General features: G+C 42.6%; 16 protein-coding genes and 1 riboswitch. All 16 genes read right to left on the bottom strand.

From position 1 onward, the window contains the following. Window positions 1–8: 8 nt before the first annotated feature. The 16 genes from FN732_RS09525 to FN732_RS00375 all read right to left on the bottom strand — a co-directional run bounded on the left by FN732_RS09525 (window position 9) and on the right by FN732_RS00375 (window position 15,587). Window positions 9–158, bottom strand: a complete 150-nt coding sequence (locus FN732_RS09525) for a hypothetical protein (protein WP_185954184.1) — start codon at window positions 156–158, stop codon at window positions 9–11. Between the two features lie 11 nt (window positions 159–169). After that, window positions 170–2,842 (bottom strand): cytochrome c3 family protein, encoded by a 2,673-nt coding sequence (locus FN732_RS00445; protein ID WP_142933453.1) that lies wholly within the window; start codon window positions 2,840–2,842, stop codon window positions 170–172. Next, complete coding sequence (locus FN732_RS00440; RefSeq protein ID WP_142933451.1) at window positions 2,842–3,648, bottom strand: NHL repeat-containing protein; 807 nt, start codon at window positions 3,646–3,648, stop codon at window positions 2,842–2,844. Before FN732_RS00440 ends, FN732_RS00445 begins: the two co-directional genes overlap by 1 nt. A 12-nt stretch (window positions 3,649–3,660) precedes the next feature. Next, window positions 3,661–4,374 carry a multiheme c-type cytochrome gene (locus tag FN732_RS00435; protein WP_142933448.1) on the bottom strand — a complete coding sequence of 238 codons (714 nt, stop codon included), beginning with the start codon at window positions 4,372–4,374 and terminating at the stop codon, window positions 3,661–3,663. Then, window positions 4,374–5,306, bottom strand: coding sequence for a formate dehydrogenase subunit gamma (locus FN732_RS00430; RefSeq protein WP_142933446.1), 933 nt, complete (start codon window positions 5,304–5,306; stop codon window positions 4,374–4,376). Before FN732_RS00430 ends, FN732_RS00435 begins: the two co-directional genes overlap by 1 nt. Then, entirely contained in the window at window positions 5,306–6,394 is a 1,089-nt protein-coding gene (locus FN732_RS00425) for a hypothetical protein (RefSeq protein ID WP_142933444.1), read from the bottom strand. Before FN732_RS00425 ends, FN732_RS00430 begins: the two co-directional genes overlap by 1 nt. Before the next feature lie 10 nt (window positions 6,395–6,404). Beyond that, the gene (locus tag FN732_RS00420; RefSeq protein ID WP_142933441.1) at window positions 6,405–7,277 is read right to left on the bottom strand and encodes a cytochrome c3 family protein; all 873 of its coding nucleotides are present in this window, start codon (window positions 7,275–7,277) and stop codon (window positions 6,405–6,407) included. Then, window positions 7,274–7,873, bottom strand: coding sequence for a hypothetical protein (locus tag FN732_RS00415; protein ID WP_142933438.1), 600 nt, complete (start codon window positions 7,871–7,873; stop codon window positions 7,274–7,276). Before FN732_RS00415 ends, FN732_RS00420 begins: the two co-directional genes overlap by 4 nt. Next, window positions 7,870–9,087 carry a hypothetical protein gene (locus tag FN732_RS00410; protein ID WP_246051236.1) on the bottom strand — a complete coding sequence of 406 codons (1,218 nt, stop codon included), beginning with the start codon at window positions 9,085–9,087 and terminating at the stop codon, window positions 7,870–7,872. Before FN732_RS00410 ends, FN732_RS00415 begins: the two co-directional genes overlap by 4 nt. A gap of 142 nt (window positions 9,088–9,229) precedes the next feature. Continuing rightward, the gene (locus FN732_RS00405; RefSeq protein ID WP_185954183.1) at window positions 9,230–10,435 is read right to left on the bottom strand and encodes a molybdopterin molybdotransferase MoeA; all 1,206 of its coding nucleotides are present in this window, start codon (window positions 10,433–10,435) and stop codon (window positions 9,230–9,232) included. Then, on the bottom strand, window positions 10,435–11,457 hold the full coding sequence (locus FN732_RS00400; RefSeq protein WP_142933430.1) for a molybdopterin-binding protein: 1,023 nt from the start codon (window positions 11,455–11,457) through the stop codon (window positions 10,435–10,437). The genes FN732_RS00405 and FN732_RS00400 overlap by 1 nt, the downstream gene beginning before the upstream one ends. Beyond that, window positions 11,441–12,499 (bottom strand): sulfate/molybdate ABC transporter ATP-binding protein, encoded by a 1,059-nt coding sequence (locus FN732_RS00395; protein WP_142933426.1) that lies wholly within the window; start codon window positions 12,497–12,499, stop codon window positions 11,441–11,443. Before FN732_RS00395 ends, FN732_RS00400 begins: the two co-directional genes overlap by 17 nt. Continuing rightward, the gene (gene modD / locus FN732_RS00390; protein ID WP_142933423.1) at window positions 12,493–13,332 is read right to left on the bottom strand and encodes a ModD protein; all 840 of its coding nucleotides are present in this window, start codon (window positions 13,330–13,332) and stop codon (window positions 12,493–12,495) included. The genes FN732_RS00395 and modD overlap by 7 nt, the downstream gene beginning before the upstream one ends. Then, window positions 13,325–14,011, bottom strand: coding sequence for a molybdate ABC transporter permease subunit (gene modB, locus FN732_RS00385; protein ID WP_142933420.1), 687 nt, complete (start codon window positions 14,009–14,011; stop codon window positions 13,325–13,327). The genes modD and modB overlap by 8 nt, the downstream gene beginning before the upstream one ends. After that, on the bottom strand, window positions 14,001–14,714 hold the full coding sequence (gene modA / locus FN732_RS00380; RefSeq protein WP_142933418.1) for a molybdate ABC transporter substrate-binding protein: 714 nt from the start codon (window positions 14,712–14,714) through the stop codon (window positions 14,001–14,003). The genes modB and modA overlap by 11 nt, the downstream gene beginning before the upstream one ends. Before the next feature lie 85 nt (window positions 14,715–14,799). Then, window positions 14,800–14,923, bottom strand: a riboswitch (molybdenum cofactor riboswitch). Next, on the bottom strand, window positions 14,922–15,587 hold the full coding sequence (locus FN732_RS00375; protein ID WP_142933416.1) for an O-methyltransferase: 666 nt from the start codon (window positions 15,585–15,587) through the stop codon (window positions 14,922–14,924). Its footprint overlaps the riboswitch before it by 2 nt. Window positions 15,588–15,601: the final 14 nt, after the last annotated feature.

Below are 15,601 nucleotides of genomic sequence, written 5' to 3'. Positions count from 1 at the left end.
AAGACCCCTTAGAGCCACATGAATATGGATTGAGAGTACCAGTGGACAAATTTAACAAACCAGACACCCAAAATAGGCAGTAGTAGAACAGAAAGAGTTGCAGCAAGAACTATCCAAGCTTCCTTCTCTATATCCCTTGAGCTAACTTCCCTTGCCATTGTCTACCTCCTTACCTGTAAGAGGGCTTCTTACTGTGTGCTTTCTTCCAGTGGAACATTTTGTACCTAAATAGAGCATCCAGACCGTGGCAATCCACACAGATACTACCTTTTAGGTCCCTATTCCTTAAGAAGCTGTTGAGTGCACTACCTTCAACAGGCTTCATAGGTGGTTTTTTCTCCCACTTACTCCAAACGTGTGGGTCGTGGCACGTTTCACATGTAATTTCACCACCTGCGAGTACCCTCTTTCCATTTTTATCAAAAATAGGCCAATCACCTTCCCTTCCGGGTCTGTCGAAGCTCCTGACAGTAACATCCTTCTTAGGATGGTAGTAGAACTTAACTACCTTATCCTTTGCAACACCTGATTTAGAGTGGCAGGTTAGACAGTAATCTGACATTCTATTTCCGGAAATTTCCTTGATGTCAGTTGCCCATAGTAATTTGTCCTTAGCTTTATGGGGAACGTGGCATGCAGAACAGACTCCATCTTTAAGGACTACCTTTCCAAGGGCATTCTTAAAGTTTTTATTAACCACTCTCATATCGTGGTCTGTTCCTATAACCTTGCTCTCTGCCCTGTGGCATGCTGTACACAGTAAACTATCCCCTTCTAACGTATATCTTATCAATCTCTTTTTATCTGCTCCATTATGGGGGTCGTGACATGTTGCACAGTCAAATACACCCTTCTCTCCTCTCTTTGCTACATGACCAGTCATTTGGTTAACGAGAGGAAGCCTCGAGTTTAGTATCATACTTCTGTTCTTTTCGGTTACCTTCTCTCCAATCGGATGGCTAAACCTACCTATCGTCCTGTCTTCAGCTAAACCTCCTTTAGAGTGACAAGAGCTACAGAGCCTTTCTCCAATAGTCTCTCCTTTTCCTGGTTTTCGGCTCCAGAGAACTTTAAACTTAGGATTGTGAGGAGTGTGACAGATTGAACAGGAACCGTGTTTAACAATCTCCTCTCTTTCTTTTTCTGAAAGCTTAACGTTCCTATTTTTAAGGATATCGTGGGAACTGTTTGTTAAGTTCTCATCAGTATGACAGGTAATACAGAGTTTAGAGTTTTCTCTAACGGGAATTCTCAGAAGTTCTTCCTTATGGGTATGGGGGTTGTGGCATGTTGCACAAGAAACCTTCCTTCCAGGAAGTTTATCCGTAGGGTTATCAACACCTACTGGGTGCTCGTTAAAGATACTTTCCTTAACCTTGTGTTTTGCCATACCCTCTGGGTCGTGACACGCCAGACAGAATCCATCAACGGGAGGTTCCATAGGTGAAATTTCTCCATAAACTACCCTTGACAGATAACCGCCCTTAGCCTTGTGAACGTTATGGCATGCTGCACAGTCTCCCTTTTTCCACCTTTTCTTATCTATCTCCCCGTGAGCTCCCCTTTTAACATCAGCTTCTTCCCTATGACAGGTTATACATAAGGATACCCTCTCCTTTCTAAGGAATTTACCCTTTGGATTATTGTTGAACGAATGGTGCGGGTCATGACAGGTTGTACAGGCAAGTCTTCCTCCAGGCAGAGGAAGCTTTACCTTTCCTTCAACCTTCTTACCTGTTGGGTGGGTTAACGTTCCAACAGTTTCAACTTCCTTACCGTTTATAACGTGTTCAGGATAGTGACAGGATAGACAGAGTATATCGGTTTTTCCTCGTGCCTCAATCAGTGCAGCATAGTCAAAGGCATCTTCAGGAATCTCCCTACTCCACAGTTTCCTTCCCTTTGCTTTATGAGCTATGTGACATGAGCTACATCCCTTGTCGCTTATGTTGTGTTTTGTTTTAAGGACAGGTTTCTCGCTAACGTGACAGAGAATACAGAGTTTCCTCTCGTTAGCTACGAGGAGGTGCTTATTCTCCTCTTTATGAACCTTGTGACACGTCATACATTCAACGGACTTTGTAACGGCTTTATTTTCCTTAAAGAAAGAAACATCCGCATTTTTAGGTAACTTCTTATGTATGGGGTGATTCCTAAAGTTTGGATGTTCCTTTGAATTAACGTTTTCAATGTGACATACCGAACACAGGAGGGAGTTGTCAGCCCTTTCAATGAGGGCGTTTTTAGCCCTTCCCCTGTGGGCAGAGTGGCACGATTCACACCTAACTTTTCCATCGTCTGTCAGTTTTCCACCCAACTTTTCGATTTTAAGGGCATACTCTAACTTTAAGGGTTCCCTTTCTTCCTTAAAGATTGGGTGGTTTCTACCGTGCTCCTCATTCTCCTTGTGACACTTCATACAGAGGGAGGAATTTACGTTCGGTTCCCTCATAAATGTGTAGTCTAACTTCTTCTCACTTCCCGTTTTTGTATGGGGTGTATGGCACGTTCCACAGTAGAGCCTTCCATTTTGAAGGGGAAAACCTTTTGGCATCTTAAAATCTTCAGGTACTTTTTTATTAACAGGATGTGAGAAGTGTTTAAAACCTAAAAAGGTGAGCCTATCGTCTGCCATTGAACCATCGTGGCAGGTTAAACACATTAATTTATCAGCTGCCCTATAGGATTCTGTGGTTAGCAAATTGGGTGACTTTATCTTTGACTCAAGGAGCCAGTTCTCATGACAGACCAAACACTCCTTTTTCATACTCTTTTTTAGTTTTGCCTCTGAAACGTTAGGTGCTACCAAAATTGACAGCAAAAGAAGCAGTGATTTCCTCATTACTTGACTCCTTGAACTTTAAATGTAAGTACCCTGTTCTTGAGGGGTTCAAGGACAAATACCTCTCCTCTGTAACAGGCAACAGCTGTTGGATAGTAGAGTCCTTTAGCTATTACCCTTTCAAAACCGCCGTAAATGTTGAAAAGCTGAAGAGCTCCAGTTATGGCATCTGAAACCACCAAGTTTCCATTTCCACAGTAAGCAACTCCCTTGGGTCTAAAGAGGTCTCCCTCCTCAATTCCAAACTTTCCAAACTGACGAACAAAGCTTCCATCCTTACTAAACTCTTGAATCCTGGCATTTACAGAGTCAACAACAAACAACGTATTCTTTGAAGCATCACTCAGGAATATTCCGACAAAGTTTCCAGGAGCTGTTCCTTTACCACCAACTTTTCTTATAAGGTTCCCGTCAAGGTCGTAAACATCAATAGATTCACTCTTTCCATCTGTTACAAAGAGTTTTGAACCAATCTTAACAACATCGATAGGCCTTCCTTCGAGGTTTAAAACCTTTTCAACGCCACCATTTTCGTCCATCACTGTAAGCTTTCCCTTTTGACTTACAGTATATATAAGGCCGTTAAAGGCAAAAATTCCGTAAGGGGAATCAATCCTTATATCCGTTAGATGTTCACCGTACAGGTCGTAGACTGAAATTCTGTTGTTCAGACCATCAACGACGTAGAGTTTCCCGTTTGAAACGGCTATATCAGAGGGGAACTTCCAGTTTCCCTTTATTTCTCCTGCAACGGTGGTAACTGCCATTAAAACAAGAAACAGAACAGTTAAAAATCCTTTCTTCATTATCTCTACCCCTTACCAGATAAATTTGGGGAAGTGGATTGTTTTGTATTCCTTCAATCCCTTTACAACCTCGTTGTGTTCAAGGTCCTTTATTCTCTCCTCTGAGAATCCAAGTTCCCTAAAGTTAAGAACTCCATTTTCCTTATGGCAGTCCTCACACTTTAACGGATTATCCGTAAGTGCATTGTGCATTTTTGCAACTGAATTGACATCCTTTAAAAGTTCTTCATTTCCCTTAAGAGGAAGCTCTACAGGTTTTCCCTCATAAACGGGAACTATTTTTGCACTACTCTCCTCTCCAGAGAGCATAATCCTGTTTCCTACTTTAATATACTTTAATCCGTAGAAATCACCACTCTTTAAAAGCTTTACGTTTCCTTTGTCTATTTCAGCCCAGCTGTAGTTCAAACCCTCTTTAACAAAGTGGCACGTGTTGCAGCTCATGAATGTACTGTGGGCATTGTAGAACGGTGAGTACTTTCTGTCCTTCTTGTGTGCAGCAAATGTATGACATGCCGAACAGACATCGTTCATTTTATAACTGTATTGGTTTTCGTAGTGAAACGGCTTAGGATACTCCTTTACTTTTGGTAACTCAGGCCTCTTAAACTCCTTAAGTTTCTGAGCCCAAGTTGATGTATCAGCAGATGGAGCAGAGAGAAGAGGACTCTCTACAGCTAAAGAGGGTGCTGATATGAGTAACAATGCTATTAGATACTTTCTCATTATGCAGTCCTCCCTTCAACTTCCTTTTCAAGGAGATGGTGAGCGTACTCGTGCATCTTCTCTATCATCTCTTCTTCTGGAAGTTTCTCAACTTCACGGACAAACTCGTAACGTTCCTTTAAAAAGGGATACTTCTCTAAGAGGTGGGGTTCGTTTTCAGCTACAGCCTTAATAATTCTCCTGTAGCTCCTTGGTCTTTCCTCAATCCACTCTACCTCTGAGGCTGTTCCTGTAAGCCAAATCCAGTCCATCGGGAACTTGTTAGGTCCGTAGTGAACCATGTACATGTGAACTAAGGCTATCCAGCCTAAGGCCAAAACAGCTTCGTCAGAGTGCATCAAGTATGCAATCTGCACAGTTTCTGGCGGAAGGTGAAGAAATCCAGTAAAAACCTCTGGAAGCCAGAGTATCCAACCTGTAATACCGATTGCAAGCATACCCCAACCAACGGCCCAGAAGTCAAACTTATCGACCCAGATGTACTCGTCCCAATCTGGAGGAACCTTCCTGAATCCTAAGAGATATTTAATGTAGTGAACGAATGTAACGTCGGTTGGTCCGGGAACAATCTTAAAGTAACCGAAAAAGTCCTTCTTTGCCAAATCCCAGTTTGCTATGAGAATAAGTATCAAGTATAGAACCGTTAAGAGGAAGTCTGAAAACATGATGAAACCGGAAATTCTGTGAATTGTCATCTCTCCAGGAATTCCACCTAACAAGTCTATTATCGGCCTTGCCCAAGCTGTATCGTAGAACTTTAAGGGGTATCCAGTAATTATCTGCCAGATGAACGTTGAAAAGATACCAACGTGGAGGAGCCTTTGAAAGAGAGTAAACTTCTGTATCATTATCTTCTCACCGTCTACGATGAGAAGCTTATCCTGCTCTGCCCTTACCCTAAATCTCCTTTTAAAAGCTTCCCAAATTCCCATTAGTGTTTCCTCCTCAAGTTTTTAAGAAGGTCTAAGCCAACAATTGAAACTGCAAAGAGGAGAGTTCCTGTTGTGAGCCAGAACATGAATTCTTCGACTATCTTAACTATCTTCTGTCCTAAAGAGTCTGGAATAGGATGCATGTGAACCCACTTGGTTGTTGCAAAGTTCTTCATATCCTTTGCAGGAGCCAGCGGGTGACACTCTGTTGAACGACCACAGGTTAGCTCAATATTCTTGGCATTTATAGAGGAACGGGGGTTATCTTTATGGAATATATCGTGGAAGTTACCGTCCTTGTTCGTATGACAGTCGAGGCAGTCTGCAGCCCTTGTATCATTCCTATCCAAGTAGAGCATTTTGGAGTGCATTGTAACCTTGTAGGATTCAACGGCTGTTAGAACGTGCTCTCTCTCAAACTTGTCTTCAATTCCTTCTATATCAAGAGCTCTTTCCATTTTCTTTTCATCCTCGTGGCAGGAGGCACAGAGCTCTACAATTTCCCATCCATCCCTTCTTGTCTTAATAAAGGAGTGGGTAAATCCATTTTTTATAACTGGAATTGGCTCCCTGCTTGCAACGTGGGACAGTCTGTCCTTCAGCCAGCTCTTATTTTCGTGGCAGATTGAACACCTATCAAGACTCATCTTCATAGCAGAGAGCTTTGATACGTCCACGAGTAAGCTGTTTGTATGGCAGTACGTACAGTAAGGATAGACATCTGGAGCCTTTTCGTAGTTCTTACCGTGAACACTCTCCTTCCAGGTTTTAAATACATCCTCGTGGGAAAATGGCTTCTTCGTTGAAGGGTCAACAACGTGACACTGGGTAGCACAGTTAACCTTTGCGTTTTCCGGCTTGTGGGGATACTCCTCAATCTTCGAGTGACACTCTGTACATCCAACGTTTCTGTGGATTGAATGGGCAAAGAGAGCTTCAGAAATACTGCAGTCCTTTATTTCATTCTTCTCATCTACAACGGAAAGTCCCTTTAACCTATGACAGACCAAACAGCCATCATCACTCATTCCAAAGGCCGAACCGGAAACTACAAGTGCTCCCGCTAATCCCAATATAAAGGCTTTCACTCTCTACCCCCTACTTAAGCGAGTTGATGGAGTGGCAGACCTTACACAGTTTGCCACTTCTCAAATCTCTACTCATAAGCTTTACGCCATTGGTGTTAACTTCAAACTTTGAGAGCTCCTCGTTGAGCTTTTTCACTTTGTACTCAAAATCTGCCCTCTCCATACTCCCCCACGGATTCCTCTCAGGAGGGGCAGGAATGGCAATTTGAGGATGTGGATTGTGGCAGGTTATACACTCAATCCTTCCGTTTACCAAAATGACTTTGGGCTTTCTCTTTTTAAGTTCATTGATATCAATTTTTGGATTTAACTGTTTCATCGTAGATACATTAAAAATTTCCTTCTTTCCCTTTGTTAGTTTTAAAACCTCCTCCCGCTTTGCAAAGATATGCTCGGGAGCTCCAACGTGAGGAGTCTTGGTGTGGCACCCAACGCAGGCTCTGTAAGCGTTGAGCTTTGCTCCAAAACCGTGACAGTATATACAGGCCTTCTTCTTTTCGTTCCAACTTAATTTGGAGGATATTGTCCTGTGAGGATTAAACTTTTTATAACACTCTCTATTGTGACACTGGAAACAGAAGGAGTACCTCTCCTTAAACTCTCCCTTTCCCCTTAAGAATTTCTTCCTGTTGGAGGTCATATCGTGGCAAGTTGCACAGGTCATTCTGTTATCTTCTGCCCTTGGGAAATTCTCGGGAACATCGATACATTCCGTCTTTCTAATTTCAATAGAAACTGGATGGACGATAGGACAACCACTCCTATGGCAACTCAGACAGTAGGATTTGTCAGTTCCGGTGTATCCCTTTCCACCACACTCTTTAGCTTCCGAATTGATGAAGCTTAAAATTAGAACAAACGTAAGCAGTATTCCCTTCCTCATCTTGACCAGTTCCCCTTAGTATGGCATTCCATACAGAATCCAACCCTGTGACACCTGCTACACTTAGCAGGGTCTGCTGCTGCCTCTATACTGTGGGTATACTCGTAGTTTCTCGGGTGAACAAGGTGTTGGATTGTATCCCTTCGCTGGTGGCAATCGATACAGAACCTCTGTCTGTGACACTCACTACACTTTTTAGGTTTTCCTTCGTAGGCGAACTTGTGAGTTTTAAGCCAATTTCCCGTTTTGTGGTCGGCAGGTTCTATCTCCTTCATGTTGAAGTGACAAATGTAACACTGGGTTGGTGCGTTAGGAGCTGGTGTTTTTCCAGGATTGTTGTGACAGTAATGGCAGGTAACCTTTGAAGGCATTATTATTTTCTTGGAACCCCTCTCTGCTGCCTCTATATCAGAAAAGGACATCTTAACGTTCATCTTATGACAGGGAATACAGCCGTGCTTATCTATAAACGACTTGTGTTCCCTATGGTGAAACTTTGCGGTAGCAGCAAGTTCCTCACTGTACTTGACACTACCCTTTCCACAGGAACTTAAGAACGCCAGTCCAATTAGAAAAATCAGCATGGATTTTCTCATCTTCTATCCTCTGTCCTCTCCTTTTTTCCAGTTCCACCCCAGAAAAGGAGGTTGTACCTGAGGATTAACCTTAAATCACGGTCAAAATCCTCATTGTTTCTGTAATCGACACCCAATTCAAGATTTGAAAATTCACTGGTTTGATAGACACCCTTCAAGTAGTAGGCGCTTGCCCACTGTTTTCCATAAGTAACCTTGTCGTATCTGGCAATCTGAGCCGTACCGTTTAAGGTCAATTTTCTACATACGTACTTTGTAAAACCAAATTCAACTCCCCTTAAAATTCCTATCCAGCTGTTTTGATAGAGGAGAGCTCCGTAAGCCCTCAAGCCGTTTTCAAACCAGGTATCCCTCACTGCTCCAAGTTTAGCTAAATAACCGTTGTCCTTCCCGTCCCTCTGAACGTCAGTTAGGGTATAGCTACCGAAAAGCTCCCACTTCTTTGTTAAGTCGTAATGAGCACTCTGAGTAAACCTTAGCTCCCTGCCGTTGGGTGAAAAGAGGTAAAAAATCCTATCCTCGGGAACTGTTTTATCGCCGTAAAAGTAGGAGTTGTCGTAGTACTCAACTTCAGTATTAAGTCTTAGTCTCTTGGTAGGAAAGTAGTTAAGGCCAAGGTTGAAGTCTGTTAATTCACCGTGGGCTGTGTCGACTTCCAATCTGCTGTACTGTGCAATTTTTTCAGTCAGGTACCTGTAATTCCCAAACACAAACGAGGATTTTTTAACCTTTCCATCGTCCCTTAAGTGCTCGAAGCCTAAGAAGTATCCCTTGTAGTCAAACTTAAATCCTGCCAAAAGGTCATCACCATCAGGAGTGTTAGGTTCAAAGAACCTCGGTTTACCTAAGTAAAACGTGTACCTGAGGCCATTTTTAAGCCTGTTTGTAAACTTAACAGCATCCGCTGTATACGTCTCAAAACCTTCAGAGATAAACTGCCTACCGACAGAAAAAACAGAATTCGCTCCTTTTAAGGGAACTTCTATGTAAAGCTGGTAAAGGTCTAAGTCCCAGTCAGTTCCATAGCCCAAATCCTTCCAGAGTTTTCCGTAAAAGTGGAGCTCCGTCCCCTTTAGGTCCCTCACGTCCAACTTTAAGTAGTTATCAAATGGGATAGAATCCCTATCGTAAATATCCTGTCTAAACTCAACTTGGGTCTTGAGTTCTCCTTCAAAACCAGGGACGTTAACAGCTCCATAGGAACTGCTGGCCAATAGCCCCGCTCCCACCGCCGCAAGTACAAGCCTATCTATCCCCACGCTTATCCCTCTCTTCTGGGCTGGTTTCGAAATGTTACAAAATTTCGATTTCGATTGTCAAGTTGAAATAAAATTCTCAGCCAAATATTTTATTTAATTAAATTTCCATAAAAGTCAAAATATCTATTAAATCTCCTCTTTCAACACTTCCTCTATCCTCTGGAACAACAGCAAAACCGTCAGAGAAAACAACACTCTTAAAAACGGAAGTCTGTTGGCTACCTGAGCTTCTCACTTTTAAAACCCCGTTATCGTTTAGGAATTTTACCCTGATAAAGTCGTTCCTTCCCTTCTTAGACCGTAACGGTTCATCTGCGAATGCCTTTAAATATCTGTTCTCCCAATCCCTATTCCCGGATAGTTTTTTCACGGCCGGAAGGACAAACTCAAGGAGGTTTACTACTGTTGCTGAAGGGTATCCCGGCAGACCAAAAAAGAGCTTTTCACCCTTCGTTCCAAAAACTAAAGGCCTACCAGGCCTTATATTTGTTTGGGTAAACTTAACATCTATGCCAACTTGTGAAACAACCTCCTTCACAAAGTCGTACTTGCCCTTTGAAACGCCTCCTGTAGTTATTAAAACATCAAACCTGTCTATCCCTTCCTCAATGGCCTTTTTGAGCTCTTCCCTGTCATCCCTAACTATACCTATGTAAGTAACGGCCCCGGCTCTCTTTAAAAACTCCTCTACGATGTAAAGGTTCGTGTTGTAAGCATTCCCCCTCTTAAAACTTTCCCAAGGTTCCAAAATTTCATTTCCCGTTACCAGAACCCCAATCCGCGGTTTGGAGTAAACCTTTAAACTGTATACTCCTAAGTATGCCAAAAGGGCTACTTTAAGTCCGCAAATTTTCTCTCCCCTCTTTAAGACAACCTCTCCCTTCTTAAACTCCTCCCCTCTGAAGTTTACAAGGTTACCCTTTTCTACCGGAAAATCGATTTTTACAAATTTTCCTCCAAATTCAACGTCCTCCACCCTAACGGCAGAATCGGCACCCTCAGGTATCTCTCCTCCAGTCATAACAAAAACAGCTTCACCCTCATCTACCCTCTTTCTCTCAGTATCCCCTGCAGCAGTCTCACCTACTATTTTCAGTTTTGCCGGAGTTTCCTTCAAGGAGGAACTCCTAAATGCATACCCATCGACTGCCGATTTGTTAACGTCAGGAACGTCTATCGGAGAGAGGACATCCTCAGAAAGAACTCTACCTTCAGCTTTTTCAAGTGTTACTGTTTCAACGTTTTTAATCGGTTTTACATTTTCAAATATTATTTCCTTTGCCTCTTCCCTAATTACCCTCATTACGGTCTCCCGAAAGGACATATTGGAAATACACACACTGGACAGTTATGGCACAGACCTCCGTGTCCCTTAGCGGCAACCTCTTCCTTGGTAATCACGTCCCCTATTAAGAGCCTTGGGAGCCAGATGTCAAAGGATGTAGCTTTGTAAAAGAGTGCTGCCGCTGGAACTGCAACGACAGGCTTTCCGTTTATCCATCCCATCGTGAACATATTACCAGGTTGAATTGGGTTCCCCCTTATGAAGTTTTCAGCTCCCGCTTCCCGTATTGCCCTGTACGTGACATCATCGGGGTCGACTGACGTTCCACCTGTTAGGACAACTATATCGTACTTTTCGTTAAACTCAACAATTTTCTCCTTTATTCTTTCCTTATCATCTGGGAGGATTACCCTTTCCTCAACTTTACACTTGAAAAACTCCAACTTTGGCTTTAGTCTATCGTAAAACCTGTCCTCTATCCTTCCAGAGTAGACCTCGTTTCCCGTTATTATCATTCCAGCCCTTTTTTCCTCAAAGGGAACAACTTTCATAATTCCACTTCCTGCTATCTTTAAAGCCTCATCTATCTCCTTTCTCGGAGCTACCAACGAGATAATCCTCACTGCTGCAACTTTCTCCCCCGGCTTAACGTACATGTTTGTATGTATCGTGGGACACGAGGGCTCTCCTACTATGTTAAACTGGAACAGCTTTTCAACGTCAACCTTAAAGACCCCAAAAACTTTGGAGTAGATGTTTATCTTCCCCTCCTTTGGTTCCTCATCCCTGTAGAGGTTTTCCCCCATAAGGGCATCTGCTAAGAGTTTTGCTGCGTCATCTTCGTGGACCTCATCCTCGGAGAGCTCTAAAACGTAAACGTACTCCTTCCCCAACTTCTTGAGTTTCTCAACATCCTCAGGCCTTATTATGTGCCCCTTTTTAAAGGCTCTACCCTTAAATCCCCTATCGAGGTTCACTTCGGTTATGTCGTGAACCAAAACCATCCCCACTGCATCTTCAACTTTAACCTTTCTCTTCAACGCTTTCCTCCTTTATCACAGAAATGTAGTCGGCTGCCAGGTGGAGCTCCGTCTCCCTCCCCCTTTCAAGTATAAAGTTTGGAGAGAGTGCCGACGGAACAGAGAGCTCCATCTTATTCCCCTGATAGTCTACGCGAATAAGACTAAAACCCTTAAACTCCTCTATCTCCTCAACTAAAACTTTAATCTTCACGGATTCAAGCTGAGGAGATATTGTCGGAGCTATTGGAAGAATAGAAATAGTCACCTCTTCTCCTGACTTCAGGTCGCTCCTTCTACACTTTATCAAGTCCCTTCCAACCTTAACAACGGTAAAATTTTTTTCATTCTTAAAAACAGTGCCCTTTAGAAAATTTTTATGGCCAAAGAGTTTTGCAGTTTTAACGTTCTTTGGATTAAAAAATACCTCGTGGGGCTCTCCAGTTTGGACAACCCTTCCCCTGTCCAAGACAACAACATTTTCTGCCAGTCTGAAGACCTCCTCAACATCGTGTGTAACCAATACTACAGGGATTCCAAACTCGTCGATAACTCTTCTAAGTTCCCTGTATAGACTCTCTTTGAGTGTTTTGTGAAGGGCAGAAAAGGGCTCATCTAAGAGGAGGAGCTCCGGCTTTGTTGATAGAGCTCTTGCCAGTGCAACCCTCTGCTTCTCTCCTCCTGAAATTTGTTTAGGATACTTATCCTTTATCCTTTCTATTTCAAGGAGCTCCAAAAGTCTCCTTGAGAGCTCTAAGTCCTTGGATGCGTAGGTTATGTTTTCCCAAACTGTCATATGGGGAAAGAGGGCGTAATCCTGAAAAAGGAAACCTATTTTTCTCCTTTGGGGAGGGAGGTTTATTCCCTTTTCAGATGAAAAGAGCACTTTACCGTTCAGTAAAACCTCTCCCCTGTCTGGCTTTAAGAGACCAGAAATTACCTTTAAGGTTAAACTCTTTCCCGAGCCTGAGGGGGCAAATAGGGCAGTTACAGAACTGTCCGTTTTAAAGGAAACGGAATAGTTAAAATTTTTAAACTGCTTCTCTGCCTCAAACTCTAACATCTCCTTATTTCCACCCCTATGTCTGCAGGCTTTCCAAAGTAAGCCGATGTCAGAACGAATATTTCTGCTCCCGTTGATGCGTATTCCTCTATGTTTTTCTCGTTTAATCCTCCTGCGACTGCTACCTTTACGTGTGGAGCTCTCCCATCCCTGTATTTGACTACTTCCTTAACGTCACCAACCGAAAACTTGTCCAATTGAACAACATCGACGCCAGAATCTATCAAGATTCTTGCTTCGTCAGGATTTTCTGCCTCAACAACAATTTTCTTTTCAGGGACCCTTTGTTTAATCTCATCCAACTTCTTAACTAAGTTCTCAAATCCCCCTAAAAGTTTGTAGTGATTCTTAAAGATTAAAACAGTTTCAGAGAGACCTAACCTGTGGGGTAGAGCTCCTCCACAGAGTATCCCCTTTATGCAAACCTTCTTGGCCAGTGGAAAGGTCTTTCTCGTTGTTACAACTACCGCTTTAGGATTGACCCTTTTTGCAAGGTCAACGAGCCTCTTGGTTCTCGTTGCAATACCGCTTGCATACTCAAGTAGGTTCTGACAGACCTTCCATGCCTTGTGAATTGCCTCTCCGTTTCCTACTCCAGATATGATTTCCTCACCACCTTTTACAACCGTTCCGGAGGGTATAAATCTATCTGTTTCAATTCCCAAGCTGTTAAAAACTGCACGACACTCCTCAGTTCCGCAGATAACGGTTTCTCCCCTTGAGCGGAAAACAACTTCTGCCTTTACCTCCCCTATACCTAATACGTAGCTTGTCAGGTCAAAATAGGGAACGTCCTCCTCAATCAGTCTGTCAATATCAGCCGTGTTAAACATTACTCCTCCAGTTTACTTTTTTTGATAGTCTGTTAATTACAAAAATCACTGTGACTGAGATTAAAGTAACTATTAACGTTAAAACGTTTGCCTTTTCAAAGTCTCCACTCGATACAGCATCGTAAATTTCTATTGGAATGGTATTTGTTCTAAAGGGAATGTTACCTGCAATCATGAGGGTTGCTCCAAACTCACCTAAAGCTCTTGCAAAGGAGAGGACGATACCTGCAATTATTCCTTCCTTGGCTAAAGGGAGGACAACCTTAAAAAATGTTTCAAGACCGCTCTTTCCTAACGTATACGAGGCGTAGATTAAATTTCTATCAACGGATTCAATCGAAGCCCTTGCACTCTTTACAAAGAGGGGAAAGGAGACAACGAAGGAGGCCAGGACTGCCCCGTACCATGTAAACACAATCCCCGTTTTAAAGAGCTCATAGATAAACTTCCCCACTATTCCGTTCTTTCCAAAAATCAAGAGGAGTATGTATCCCGTTACTGTAGGGGTTAGAACAACAGGAAGGGTCATGAGGGCATCTAAGAGGTTTTTAAGTGGAAATTCCTTTGTAGCAAAGATGTAGGAGAGAGGAAGTCCAAAAGTAAAAACCAATAACGTTGATAGAGAAGCTACTTTCATGGAAAGCTTTATCGAAAATAGAGCTTCAGGGTCAAGAACCATTCTCTACCTTTTCAAAACCAAGGGATTCATACGTTGAATTTGGCGTTTTTAAGAGTTTACCCTCAAACTCAAGGCATTCCTTAAGGTTTCCTCCTTTAACACAGCCTACGTAAAAGTTTATTGGACTGTAGAGGTTATCTGGATAAATTTTGACGAGTCTAACCCTATCCTTGTAGAGTAAATAGTCCGAGTAGTAAACTATTCCGAAATCTACGTTTCCTGTCATTACCCAAACCGTTATCTGTCTTACCGTGGGAGAAAATACAAGTCTGCTTTTTAACTTCTTATAAATCCCTAAGTTTTTTAAGGTTTCAACTGCGTACTTACCTACAGGAGCAAAACTATTTCCTACAGCTATTCTCCCTCCAGAGAGTAGACTATCCTCTTTTGTGTCTTTTGGAGCAATCAAGACTAATTTCGTTCTCATAAAGGGCTTGACCGTTTCTTTACGTATAAGTCCCTTTTTTATTCCGTAATCTATCCAGTATTTTGACGCTGAAATGTAAACGTCACAGGGAGCTCCAAGCTCAATCTGTTTTACCAGTTTTCCGGAGGAGGAAAAGCTAAAGGTTTCCTTCCCTGCAATTTTTTTAAGGAGCTCCTTCGCCCCCATAGCCGCAAAAACGGTAACTTCCCCAGATTTTGAGTTAGAAAACAGTAGAGGTATAAGAGCTATAATTAGCAGTAACCTTCTTACAACCAACCTTACCTCCAAAGAAGGGAGCCCGGATGAAAGGGGAGGTGCAGGGCTCCAAATTAATAAAGGGGTCAGCCCGAGCCTGGACTGACCCCTCTATACTCGGGTTCCTTTCCAAGCTCGGGAGGCATGTCCGTTTCCAGACATACCCTATCGGTCTGACTCCATAGGGCTTTCAACCCCTTAGGAAGCCAGACTCGGAACCCAGAATAATTATACACAAAATTTAAGGATTAAAAGTCCATCACCGACAGGAATGAGAAATTTTTCCGAGTTGGGATAATCCTTTATCGATTCAAAAAAAAATTTAAGGAGATTTATACTTCTCTCATACCTCTTATCGTACCTCCTGCCAGCAACGTATCCCCTAAAAAGGACGTTATCAAATACAGCAACACCTTCAGGACTTAAAACTGCCTGTAGTTTGAAGTTGAAAAAGGGATACTCTGACTTTACAGAATCAACGAAGATAAAGTCGAACGTTTCCTCCCTGCAGATAAGCTCCCTCAAAAATTCAATTCCGTCAGAAAGGACCGTTTTTACTGGAGCTCCCACTTTTTCAAAGAATGATTTAGCAACCTCCATCCTTTTTCTGTTTGAATCAACAGTAACAATTTTGGACTTAGGACTGGCAAAAAACATATTGAGGGTACTGTAACCTATTCCTGTCCCTATTTCCAATATCCTCTTTGGCTTCTCTATTCCTACCAACAGTCTCAGTAGTGCAGCAGATGAGGGCAGGAGAATGGGCGTTTTCGTTTCCTTGGCAAACTCCTCTATCTCTTTGAGGACTTCCTCTCTTTCATTGTAAAGGTTACAGAACTCCTCAATGTAGTCAGGAACGATTTCTCCTAAATTCTTCCACCTTTTAAATTCCATGGTAGAATTCTACA

This window comes from Balnearium lithotrophicum, assembly GCF_900182585.1.
Classification (GTDB): Bacteria; Aquificota; Aquificia; order Desulfurobacteriales; family Desulfurobacteriaceae; genus Balnearium; species Balnearium lithotrophicum.
The sequence above is the reverse complement of the archived record's forward strand: the minus strand, read 5'-3'. Positions and strand labels throughout refer to the sequence as shown.